The organism is Holdemanella hominis (genome assembly GCF_014306155.1).
Lineage (GTDB): Bacteria > Bacillota_I > Bacilli_A > Erysipelotrichales > Erysipelotrichaceae > Holdemanella > Holdemanella hominis.
The window spans coordinates 1-10,896 of record NZ_JACRWH010000065.1 but is presented as its reverse complement, the minus strand read 5'-3'; the positions used below and the strand labels follow the sequence as shown (position 1 = coordinate 10,896).

Annotated in this window: 13 protein-coding genes; 4 read left to right on the top strand and 9 right to left on the bottom strand. The window is 34.3% G+C overall.

All coding sequences use genetic code 11. From position 1 onward, the window contains the following. From H8911_RS10935 to H8911_RS10925, 3 genes are all read right to left on the bottom strand, one after another. On the bottom strand, positions 1-203 hold a 203-nt coding region (locus tag H8911_RS10935; RefSeq protein ID WP_255466367.1), incomplete at its 3' end, for a PfkB family carbohydrate kinase. Positions 204-205: 2 nt separating this feature from the next. Then, a complete protein-coding gene (locus tag H8911_RS10930; RefSeq protein ID WP_186999679.1) occupies positions 206-841 on the bottom strand; it encodes a bifunctional 4-hydroxy-2-oxoglutarate aldolase/2-dehydro-3-deoxy-phosphogluconate aldolase in 636 nt (211 codons plus the stop codon). 12 nt (positions 842-853) lie between these two features. Continuing rightward, a complete protein-coding gene (locus H8911_RS10925; protein WP_186999678.1) occupies positions 854-1,042 on the bottom strand; it encodes a hypothetical protein in 189 nt (62 codons plus the stop codon). Positions 1,043-1,135: 93 nt separating this feature from the next. Here H8911_RS10925 and H8911_RS10920 point away from each other — a divergent pair, with 93 nt between their 5' ends. From H8911_RS10920 to uxaC, 3 genes are read left to right on the top strand one after another with little or no spacing between them, the layout of a single operon-like run. Continuing rightward, positions 1,136-1,852, top strand: coding sequence for a tyrosine-type recombinase/integrase (locus tag H8911_RS10920; RefSeq protein ID WP_186999677.1), 717 nt, complete (start codon positions 1,136-1,138; stop codon positions 1,850-1,852). Further along, positions 1,843-2,088 carry a TRAP transporter large permease subunit gene (locus H8911_RS10915; RefSeq protein WP_222621023.1) on the top strand — a complete coding sequence of 82 codons (246 nt, stop codon included), beginning with the start codon at positions 1,843-1,845 and terminating at the stop codon, positions 2,086-2,088. Before H8911_RS10920 ends, H8911_RS10915 begins: the two co-directional genes overlap by 10 nt. A 17-nt stretch (positions 2,089-2,105) precedes the next feature. Beyond that, positions 2,106-3,512 (top strand): glucuronate isomerase, encoded by a 1,407-nt coding sequence (gene uxaC / locus H8911_RS10910; RefSeq protein ID WP_186999676.1) that lies wholly within the window; start codon positions 2,106-2,108, stop codon positions 3,510-3,512. A gap of 269 nt (positions 3,513-3,781) precedes the next feature. On the opposite strand, the gene H8911_RS12795 is transcribed toward uxaC, so the two are convergent. Together H8911_RS12795 and H8911_RS12790 are read right to left on the bottom strand one after the other, a co-directional pair. Beyond that, on the bottom strand, positions 3,782-4,558 hold the full coding sequence (locus H8911_RS12795; RefSeq protein ID WP_255466366.1) for a Fic family protein: 777 nt from the start codon (positions 4,556-4,558) through the stop codon (positions 3,782-3,784). 35 nt (positions 4,559-4,593) lie between these two features. Then, positions 4,594-4,725 (bottom strand): hypothetical protein, encoded by a 132-nt coding sequence (locus tag H8911_RS12790; protein WP_255466365.1) that lies wholly within the window; start codon positions 4,723-4,725, stop codon positions 4,594-4,596. Positions 4,726-5,526: 801 nt separating this feature from the next. Between H8911_RS12790 and H8911_RS10900 the strand changes: the two genes are divergently transcribed. Further along, positions 5,527-6,606, top strand: coding sequence for a Fic family protein (locus H8911_RS10900; protein WP_186999675.1), 1,080 nt, complete (start codon positions 5,527-5,529; stop codon positions 6,604-6,606). An 82-nt stretch (positions 6,607-6,688) separates the two neighbouring features. On the opposite strand, the gene H8911_RS10895 is transcribed toward H8911_RS10900, so the two are convergent. From H8911_RS10895 to H8911_RS10880, 4 genes are all read right to left on the bottom strand, one after another. Then, positions 6,689-8,437: a DUF885 family protein gene (locus H8911_RS10895; protein ID WP_186999674.1), complete on the bottom strand. Its 1,749-nt coding sequence runs from the start codon at positions 8,435-8,437 to the stop codon at positions 6,689-6,691. Between the two features lie 34 nt (positions 8,438-8,471). After that, positions 8,472-9,044, bottom strand: coding sequence for a xanthine phosphoribosyltransferase (locus H8911_RS10890; RefSeq protein WP_186999673.1), 573 nt, complete (start codon positions 9,042-9,044; stop codon positions 8,472-8,474). Further along, positions 9,013-10,203: a hemolysin family protein gene (locus H8911_RS10885; protein WP_117925302.1), complete on the bottom strand. Its 1,191-nt coding sequence runs from the start codon at positions 10,201-10,203 to the stop codon at positions 9,013-9,015. Before H8911_RS10885 ends, H8911_RS10890 begins: the two co-directional genes overlap by 32 nt. A 146-nt stretch (positions 10,204-10,349) precedes the next feature. Beyond that, positions 10,350-10,772, bottom strand: a complete 423-nt coding sequence (locus H8911_RS10880) for a CBS domain-containing protein (RefSeq protein WP_117925300.1) — start codon at positions 10,770-10,772, stop codon at positions 10,350-10,352. Between the last annotated feature and the right edge of the window lie 124 nt (positions 10,773-10,896).

The window sequence follows — 10,896 nt, the reverse complement described above, 5'->3', positions numbered from 1 at the left end:
TTGATGGCACATTGGCCAATTTCATGATTTGGAAGACGAGTTACGTATTTGGCATCAAAACCATAATTAGCTAAAGAAACAGCTACATTGGCTTCTCCACCACCATAAGTTGCACCAAAAGTATCGGCTTGTACAAAGCGATAATATCCTTCTGGTGCTAAACGCAACATAATCTCTCCAAAAGTGACTACTTTTTGTTTCATAATCAACGAACCTCCCTAAGTTTTTCTACGGCTTGTCTTGTCAAAGCTTCCACTTTGTCAAAATCACCGCTCTTAATTATATCACCTTTCACCATCCAGCTACCACCAATGGCTAAGATACGGTCGTATTCTAAGTAGTCTTTCATATTGTTTGCGTTGATTCCACCAGTTGGAATGAATTTCATTTGTGTATATGGAGCTGCGATGGATTTGATCATTTTCAATCCACCGGCTGCTTCAGCAGGGAAGAATTTTACTACATCCAACCCTAATCGGTAACATTTTTGTACATCACTAGGCGTACATGTTCCTGGAGTTACTGGCACATTCTTTTCGATACAGTGTTTTACTACATCTTCATCAAAGCCTGGACTGATGATAAATTGAGCCCCAGCTTCTAATGCTTCATCCACTTGTTCAACAGTCAATACAGTTCCAGCTCCGACTAACATTTCAGGAAATTCTTTACGCATGAAGGCAATCGATTCTTTGGCAGCAGCTGTTCTAAATGTTACTTCAGCACAAGGTAAACCACCAGCACATAAAGCTTGTGCCAATGGTTTTGCGTCTTTTGCGTCTTCTAAGACAACGACTGGTAAAATTCCAATCTTTGAAATTTCTTCTAATACTTTATTCATTGTTTCCCCCTCTTATAAGCATTCTTTCATGACTTCGTAAGTACCTTTTTCTTCAATTTCAGTTAAAGTTTGAACTACGGCATCTTCAAATCCAGCAATTTGAGTTAAGTCTTGGCCCCAGAATGAAGTGTTTGTGCATACCGCATGAACTAAATCTTTTACAGAATCGTCTTTGTGGTTATAGTAGAATTGAACTAACACACTCTAACGAGTGTGGGCTTTTTTTAGCCTAGTTATCTTCTGTATCTTATTCTATCATAGTTTTGTCTTTATTTTTTGAAAGGATGTGTTGTTATGAATAAAGATGAAGCTTTAAACAAATTTGCTTTTATGATGGAATATAGAAACCTTGCTGAGAAAACAATTTATCAATATTTCTACTATCTTTCGAAAATGTTTGATTTTTATCAGTTGGAAGATGTATCCAATCTTGATGTAAAAACAGTTCAGAATTATGTTGTCTATCTGAAACGAACCTATTCTCCTTCTTCTTTAAATGCGGTTATCAGTGCTATTCGCTATTTTTTTGATGTTGTTTTAGAAATTCCTTTATCTAGAAGACAGTTTCCTAACATTTTATATGATCCTGTAGAAATCAATATTTTTACAGATGAACAGATTCATTTATTGCTAGATACCAACGATGTTCGTCTGCGGGTATTCCTTCTTCTTGGGCTAGATGCTGGTTTTCGTGTTGGCGAAGTAGCTCGTTTACGCGTTAAAGATATTGATTCTAAAAACATGTTGCTTTCCATTCATAAATCAAAGCGCGGCAAATCCCGCAAAGTTCCTTTATCTGACGCACTGTTAAAGACTCTTCGTGAATACTGGATCGTTTATAAACCAGATAAGAATGGATTTTTGTTTCCATCCATTCATTCTGATGCGAAATCTCTTCATTTAAATCAAAATTACATCAATAATATTTTCAAAGTACATATCAAACAGTTCTATTTTTATAGTCCGTGTCTGCGCTTTCACAATCTTCGAGACACGTATGCATGGCATTAGGTATGAATACAATTCACTTTGGTATTATGTTGATCTTCAACTTGTGTATTGGAACAATTACTCCTCCAGTAGGAACGACGCTGTTTGTTGGTGTTAAAGTCGGAGGCGTTAAGATTGAAACGGTATTTAAACACTTATTACCATATTTCTTCGCTATTATTGTTGTATTGATGTTAGTTACATATATACCACAATTGAGTCTATGGTTACCTGGTTTAATGGGATATGTAAGTTAGAAGGAAGGAATTTTTAAATGAAACAATTTATGGATAAAGACTTCTTGTTGACCAATGAAGTCGCTAAGGAATTATTTTTTGATGTTGCTAATACGATGCCAATTGTAGATTATCATTGTCATATTGATCCAAAAGAAATTGCTGAAGATCGTAAATTTGAGAATATCACGCAAGTATGGCTTGGCGGAGACCACTATAAATGGCGTCAAATGCGTTCAAACGGAGTGGACGAATACTATATTACTGGAGATGCACCCGATCGTGAAAAATTCCAGAAGTGGGCAGAAACACTTGAAAAAGCTATTGGAAATCCACTTTTCCACTGGTCTCATTTGGAACTTCAAAGATACTTTGGATACCATGGTGTTTTAAATAGTAAAACAGCCGAAGAAGTATGGAATTTGTGCAATGAAAAATTACAACAAGATGATATGAGTGTGCGTAATTTAATTAAAAACTCAAATGTTAAATTATTATGTACTACAGATGATCCGATTGATGATTTACATTGGCATAAAGTGATTAAAGCGGATGAAACATTTGATGTAAAGGTACTTCCTGCTTGGCGCCCAGACAAAGCTATGCGTATCAATAAACCAGAATTTGCCGATTATATGAGTAAATTGGCAACTGTTTCTGATGTTGAAATTCATACTTTTGAAGATATGAAAAAAGCAATCATCAAACGTATGGAATACTTTAATGAAATGGGATGTCTAGTGAGTGATCACGGATTGGATTATGTTATGTATGCTCCAGCAAGTGATGAAGAAATTGAAAAAATCTTTGAAAAGGGATTAAATCATGAAGCTGTTACGGCATTAGAATGTGATCAATATAAGACGGCATTCTTACTATTCATCGCAAAAGAATACAAACGCTTAGGTTGGGTAATGCAGTTGCACTATGGATGTAAACGTGACAACAACACAACTATGTATAATAAGTTAGGACCAGATACGGGTTATGATTGTATTTCAAACTTTGCACCTGCAGACCAACTTACAAATATGTTGGATGCGATCAATGAAAATGGTGGATTGCCAAAAACAATTCTTTACAGTTTAAATCCTGGAGATGATGAATTGATCGGTACAGTACTTGGATGTTTCCAAAATAGTGATGCGATTGGAAAGATTCAACAAGGATCTGCATGGTGGTTCAACGACAATAAAACGGGTATGGAAAAACAAATGACATCTTTGGCAAATCTAGGATTATTAGGTAATTTCTTAGGTATGTTGACAGATTCAAGAAGCTTCTTGTCGTATTCAAGACATGAATATTTCCGCCGTATCATGTGTAACTTAATTGGTACATGGGTTGAAAATGGAGAATATCCTTATGATAAAGAAAACTTAACTGAAATTGTTAAGGGTATCTCTTACAACAATGCCGTTCGTTATTTTGGCTTCGACTTATAATACATTAGAAAATTAATAAATTGGTACCTATAAGGAGGACAACAATGTGACAGTTGTGATACTCACTTGTGGGTACCTTTTTATTGTTCAATTGATATTTTGATCATCTGCACAGCAAAAATGAAACTTAGCGAAACTTAAATCCACAAATTTTCTGTTTGTTAAAAAGCACCTTAAAACCTTTGAAGTTAAGGATTTCAAGCTTTAATAATATTGGGGAGCAAAATGTTGTGAGAATAACAAGATATACTCCCCAATATGAATGTTGCTTAAGACTCTATTGTTTTCCAGCAGCGCTCTTTCATAAATGCTGTAATTACTGCGATGTCTTCACCTTCGTAGTATTTTACCAGCAACCGCTTGAATTCAGGTACTTCTTTTTCAGGAATTACTAGAAAACCACCGCCATGTGAAATAAGATAATGGTTTGCAAAAATGACAGAAGCACATTTATTACCATCCAAAAATATTTGAGTTTTCATGCAGTAAAGGCATAGTTTGATGGAGATATTAATGGGTTCATCATCTTCCCAGGCAATCTCTTGTATTTTGTCTTTTACATCCAGTTCATTCGGCAAAGGTGGAACATAAGATGAGCCTCCAATGGTAACTGGGACACCTCGAATACGGCCACCTTCGGCGAAAAAGCCTTCATTTACAATTCTTGCAATATGACTGAGCATATAATAATCGGAACGGCTGGCAACTACATCGCGGTCCAAAATAAACTCCCATGCATGCTTCAGATTTAAAATCTTCTGCACATCGGTAGCGGTCATGCCGGAAACCTTTCCGTTTTCTATGATTTCCTCTGTCTGTGGAAAGGACGTTGCGACACCTTCCAAAACAGCCTGATCATAGATGTTCATCTTCATATTGGCACGTGCGAATGCAATGTTGTTTACGATATTAATAGAAAGTTCGTCTTCAGAATATCCGGCTTCAGCAAGTTGTTTTTCAATGCTTCGGAGTGATTTTCTGATTTCACGAATTTCTCTTGCATTTCGAAGAAGCAAATTATACAGTTCTTCAGTATACGCACCCACGTAAGTTGATGTCTGCTTGCCAGCAACACGTTTTCTTACATAGAGGTATTTTTAACGCCACGTTCTTTGATTTCAGGTGTTCCATCGTATGGTATCAAATTAAGCCTAGCGTGAAGATCGGCGCGACTTCTGAGCAATTCTTGTATTTCACTATATTGTACGGGCATGATTTCTCCTCCTTATAGGGAACAATTATTACAATTATAATTGGGGAGCATTGTTAAGAATATAAGGACATAAATGCTCCCCAAAACTATAAATTCAAGACATAGTATGTCAAAATCGCACTATATTCAAATAAAAAGGATTTCTCTGTCATCGTAGACAGAAGCACTGGATGACCATTGTGGGACAGCTTTTGTTCCAGCGTTAGCTTCATGAGTTCTTTTGTTGGGGGGTGACACATTCTTAACTCCATGACCGAATGGAACAACAGTAAAGATCACGCCTTTACGGTTCTGTACAAACTGTACAGTTCCCCAGCATTCAAAGGAAATTTCTCTGATATTGAAGAGTTCACCAAGATGCTCAAGGAACTTTTCGATGTAGCCGTAGAGGACAACTTTCCTTTTGAGGTTTCCAGATAGCTTTGTCGGTTCCAGATATCGTATAAGACCTGAAAATACAACTTTGTATTAATCAAACAATGGAAGTTGAAACAAGAAGCTAAGTTGTTTGTAGCCGAGTAGTTTACTACCTTAAGTAAGTAAAAATACTCAAAGGTGAAAAATCAGTTGAAAATATTCTTTTGAAGGTGTCATAATTTAAAAAAATGACACTTTTTCTGTTGAAACGAAGTCAAAATGAGTCAAGTTTGACTCAAAATGGGATAAAAAAACATAAAAAGGTGTTAAAATCTAAAATTATGAATCAAAATACAATAAAAAAGCAGTAAAATAAGTCGCGATTTAAAATTATGATACTTTTATGTGGTAAAATAATGTAAACAAAGTCAGGAGGTAGAAAAAATGACACCTTTTAGTGCAGATTTGTATCCAGTCAATTATAAAATGGATAAAGACTTATTAAGATTATTGTCTCAGGCAAACGCGAAATATACAGAGTATAAGATTAAACTACAGACTTTGGAATTTGATTCAAAATACTTTTTAGATTCGATTTTGTTGAGTGAGAGTTTGAAATCAACTCAAATTGAAGGTACACAGATATCGCAAGATGAAATGTATTATTTAAAGTATATGGAAGAAACAGATGATAATAAAGAGATTCAAAATTTAAAGAAAACTGTGGAATACGCATATGAAAAAATTATTACTGGAAAAAATATTGATTTTGAATTGGTGAATACAATGCATAGGCTTTTATTGGATAGTGTTCGTGGTTCTAAAAAGAAGCCAGGTCATATTCGTACAACTCAGAATTGGATTGGTCCTAAAGGAGCGAGTATTGATAATGCGATATTTATTCCTCCGGCACCAGAAAATGTATACGGATTATTAGAAAATTTATATGAATATATGAATGATGAGTTTGTTGATCCATATTTAATTAATGTGGCATTATCCCATGCGCAATTTGAAACGATTCATGCATATTCAGATGGAAATGGACGACTAGGAAGAGCTTTGATTCCTATTCAAATGGCAAGGTTTGAACAAGATAAACCAATATTATACATGTCGGAAATATTGGAATTGTATAAACCTGCATATCAATATAATCTAATGGAAAGTCGTAAAGGAAATTATTTGGGATATATCAAATTTTTTCTTCAATGCGTTGTCGATCAGTGCAATAGTTTTATCTATAAGATGAATGAAATAGATAGAATCTACAAGGAAGATATGGCAAAAATGGAAACAATCCGTAGTGCAACACTATACAAGATTATGCCAATTATTCTTTCCCAAGTTGTATTTACTAAAAAAGAATTAGAGGATATGACAGGATTATCAAAATCAACAATCAATCGTACGATTCAGAAGATGGAAGAATTAAATGTAATTTCATACGATGATTCGGTTCGAAAAAAGAGCTATCGTTACACAAGTGTATATAATGTGTTTGTAGGGAAAAGAAATTATTAAATAAAAAGTGTTAAATGTAGTGGAATATTCCCCTAGAAAAATGTAAAAGATGTTGGAAATTTGACCAACATCTTTTTGGGTTCTACCTGTTTTTGTTGATGTATTCATTTACGCTTTGTTTGACAATATTGAAGTTGACTTCGCCATATTGTAGTAGGGCATTATGGAAGTCTGCATTGTCAAATTTAGATCTTAATCTAGATTTGGCTGTACTCTTTAAATCTACGATTTGAAGATATCCGTAATAGTAAGATAAGAATACAGTTGGATTATCTGCCAATTGATTGTAAATACTTTCTAATCCTTCTGAACCAAATATATCACCATATTCATTCTTGAAATCATTGAGTGACATACCATCATAATGGATGCTAATATCCATTAAGACAATGTATAGATTGGTAAGAATGTTATTCAAATTATAGGCTTCTAATAAATCTTTATTATTATCTAAATAATGTAAAGACATGCTTTCCATATAAGTAGCCCATCCTTCTGACATACCTAGATTGTTGTAGAAGAATTGGATTGGGTATTTTAAATGTTCCTTGTTGTATTGGGCTTGATACATATGTCCGGCAATACCTTCATGAGCTAATGTTTGATAAAGTGTTAAGCTTGATGGATCATCGCCATAATCACGTTTGTTGTAGCGCATTTGATAGTTTTGTGAATAATCCAAGGCTGGTGTAATAAAGTAGGCAACAATTCCGCTGACAGATTGATCTTCTGGCAGTGCCTTTAAATCATATTTCATGGTTTTTACTTTTGGGAAATCCTTTTTATAGTTTTTTTGAAGGCTTTCTAGAATTTGATTTACATCTGTAAAATCCGTTGAAACTGAATCGAGTTCATACGCAATCATTGGATTGCCTTTATATAGCTTCTGAAATTTAGTGATAGCTGAATTGATTGCGGATTGCGTATTCTCTTTAATTGTGGAAATAGAGTTGGTAGAACTTGTCGCATTTTCAACTAATACTTCATAATATTTCTTACCATTCTTATAGTTCGACAACCCTTGTAGTGGTTGTACGTTATATTGAAGAGAGGTCAATGTATCTAACATAGCCTGATAACTAGGAAAGAAACTTGTGTCCATGGCATCTTTGACTTGTGCTTTATAAGATGTTGTTTTTTCTTCATCTAGATTTAAAGTGTCAATCGCATTATATAATGCACTTGTGATTGAACTATCCTCTTTAGTATTGATCACATCTTGAATATCTTGGGTAACAGAATCATAGTCAAACTGTAAGGTATTCTTATCTGCTTGTTTTTTTGTATATTCCAATACATCGTTTGTATAGCGAGGCACATCGTTGATGAGGGTAATCAAATCTTGAATGTCTTTTTCACTTCGTAAAATGTATTCGGAAAAAACAGAAATCAAACTTTGATGAAGTCCGCTCATTGTACTCCAACAATTATTCAAATATTGAAATTTCTTGTTCTCTGCTTTTAAGCTCAATTCATTCTCATATTTCAATTCATCATAGATGGTTTGTTGCGTTTTGTCTAAAGTACTGCGATTAAACTTGTTTAATTCTTTTTGATCTTCTTTGATTTCTTCAGTATTATCTGTATAAAATTCACCAAGACTTACATCTACATTATTGATATCAATGCCATAGTCTTCTGGATGTTCAAAGAATTGGTGCATCGTTGTATAGTCGTTTTCGGCATATTCAACTACCAATTGGTTTGTGTATTTTGTGAAGTCCTTGTTTTCTTTAGCCGCAAACGTATTGTCTTGCATTGTAGTTGAACCACATGCAGTGAGTGATAATACGGTAAAGCTAATAAATAGTTTTTTGAATGTATTTTTCATTAGAATCCCCCAAATTTTTAAAAAAATGGACTGATTATTCATCAGCCCATGAAATTTTCTTATTCTTAACACCTGCAATAGATGCCAACGCTAAAAGGTCATATCCCTTTTCAGCAATATATGCATGTCCTTTTTGGAAAGCTTTTTCGATAACCATGCCAACACCAACGATTTCAGCTTGTGCCTGCGCAATTAAGTTTTCCGTTCCCTTGAATGCTTCACCATTTGCCAAGAAGTCATCAATGAATAATACTTTATCGCCTTTTTTTAAGTATTCTTTTTCAATACAAATTGGATATGTCTTATTCTTTGTGAAAGAGAAGACTTCCGCAAAAGCAGGATCGATCATTGTGCTTGGTTGTGTTTTCTTGATGAAAATCAATGGCACATTCAAACGAATGGCTGTCGCATAGGCGGGTGCAATACCGCTAGATTCAATGGTTACTACTTTTGTGATGCCTTTGTTTTTAAAGTGTTCATAAAATTCATTTCCCATTTCATCTACTAAAGAACAGTCGATTTGATGATTTAAAAAAGCATCAACCTTTAATACCTCATCATTAATAAAATGTCCTCTAGTCTCGATTGCGTTTTTCAGTGCTTTCATTTTGCTTTCCTTCCTCTTTTCGCTTTATTTGTACAATAGTTTGTCCAATACGATGATTTTTTACTTCCTTAACATATACATCCATTAAGTCTAGACTGACTTTAAAATGTGAACCTTCATCAGGAATTTGTCCATAATGATTTAGGATGTATCCACCAAACGTGTCACAATCCTCATCTTCTAATGAAATGCCTAAAGCTTTTTCGACATCTTCAATGTCAGCTTGGCCATAGATTCTAAATTGATCAGAATCTATTTGTTGGATTGGATCTGGCTCTTCAATATCATCATCTTCTTGGATTTCACCAAGAAGGGTTTCAATAATATCATGTAAAGTCACGATACCGGTCATTCCTCCATATTCATCAAGTAAAACCGCAAAGTATACTTTTTTAATTTTCATTTCCTTCAATAGAACATCGGCCTTCATATTCTGTGAAATAAAGAAAGGCTGATCCATCGCTTTATTGATGACGTTATCTTGTTCAATCGAATCTAAACGGAAATAATCACGTGTATCTAGAATACCTACTACATCATCATTATCCTCATCACATACAGGATATAATGTGTGACGATTTTCTAGAATGGTCTTTTTCCATGTTTCTTTATCGTCATTTAGATATAGACAAACAACTTCACTTCGATGCGTACAAATTTCTTCAACGGGTGTATCATCGAACTCAAATAGGTTTTCGATAAACTCTTTTTGACTTGGTTCAACACCGCCACTGTTGATAACTTCATAAATATCTTCTTCGGAATAATCTTCCTGTTCTTTTTCCACTTCAAAACGCAAGAAAAAAGTAAATGGTGTACATAAGGATTGAATACCTTTCGCAATGGACATAAATGGTTTTTCAAACTGATTTAAATGTGCATTCGCAAATTTTCTCGGTAATAAATCACTCAATAAAATATATACATACACCAATAGAAGTACGACTACATAAAGTAATGGAGTATGGATCATGGGCTGTAAATAGATTACACTCATCACAATGCCAAATATTTCCATGCATAGAGATAACCATTTTAATGTAGCTTGATATTTATAAGATTCATCTTCGATTTCTTTGTTTGTAGAAACGATGCTGCTTGTCATTGAAAACAAGATGTTTAGAATAAATGTAAATAAAATTAAGATGGGAAGGTTCATATTAACCCTCCTAAACTATACTGTAACGGGACTGAATCATCCGGATTCATGAAACTATCACTCCTTCATTAATACCCATTATCATACACAATTTAAAGGCTTTTTTCAATGTGATAAAGAAAACAACCAGAATAAATCCGGCTGTTTTATTGTTGTATGTATTTATCGGCATTATTCATTAAATATTGAATGATGGATTGTCGTGTCACAATACCAATAAAAATTTGACGATCATCAACTACGGGGACGAAGTTTTGTTTCAAAGATTGAGCGAACAATTGATCGACTGGAACATCGATTTGAACTGGTGGCGTAAAGTCTCCACGAATTAATTCACGAATCTCCATTTGTTCTAGATCTTCTTTATGAATTGAAGGATGGTCTAATAAGTACCAAAGAAAATCCCCCTCTGTAAGGGTTCCTACATAAACCCCTTCCTTATTAATAATGGGCATCGCCGTATATTTGTGCTTGCGCATGAGGGCAAGTCCATCTTCAACACTGATATTATCGTATAAATATTTAACACTATTTTTAGTCTTTAGAAAAAAGAATACATTTTCCTGCATTGTCTATCACCTGTTATGAAGTGACCTTTGTCAAGACAAAATTACACTCATATTCTAAAAATATTCAGTTTTAGATTGATGACATAGAGGAACTCCTAAACAAATCTATCGACAGTTAACCACT

What these genes read in the sequence shown, in the direction of transcription:
- H8911_RS10880 (WP_117925300.1), bottom strand. Translation starts at nt 10,772, where the DNA reads ATGCAGGAAAATGTATTCTTTTTTCTAAAGACTAAAAATAGTGTTAAA.
- H8911_RS10895 (WP_186999674.1), bottom strand. Translation starts at nt 8,437, where the DNA reads ATGAAAAATACATTCAAAAAACTATTTATTAGCTTTACCGTATTATCA.
- uxaC (WP_186999676.1), top strand. Translation starts at nt 2,106, where the DNA reads ATGAAACAATTTATGGATAAAGACTTCTTGTTGACCAATGAAGTCGCT.
- H8911_RS10885 (WP_117925302.1), bottom strand. Translation starts at nt 10,203, where the DNA reads ATGAACCTTCCCATCTTAATTTTATTTACATTTATTCTAAACATCTTG.
- H8911_RS10915 (WP_222621023.1), top strand. Translation starts at nt 1,843, where the DNA reads ATGGCATTAGGTATGAATACAATTCACTTTGGTATTATGTTGATCTTC.
- H8911_RS10930 (WP_186999679.1), bottom strand. Translation starts at nt 841, where the DNA reads ATGAATAAAGTATTAGAAGAAATTTCAAAGATTGGAATTTTACCAGTC.
- H8911_RS10900 (WP_186999675.1), top strand. Translation starts at nt 5,527, where the DNA reads ATGACACCTTTTAGTGCAGATTTGTATCCAGTCAATTATAAAATGGAT.
- H8911_RS10890 (WP_186999673.1), bottom strand. Translation starts at nt 9,044, where the DNA reads ATGAAAGCACTGAAAAACGCAATCGAGACTAGAGGACATTTTATTAAT.
- H8911_RS12790 (WP_255466365.1), bottom strand. Translation starts at nt 4,725, where the DNA reads ATGCCCGTACAATATAGTGAAATACAAGAATTGCTCAGAAGTCGCGCC.
- H8911_RS10920 (WP_186999677.1), top strand. Translation starts at nt 1,136, where the DNA reads ATGAATAAAGATGAAGCTTTAAACAAATTTGCTTTTATGATGGAATAT.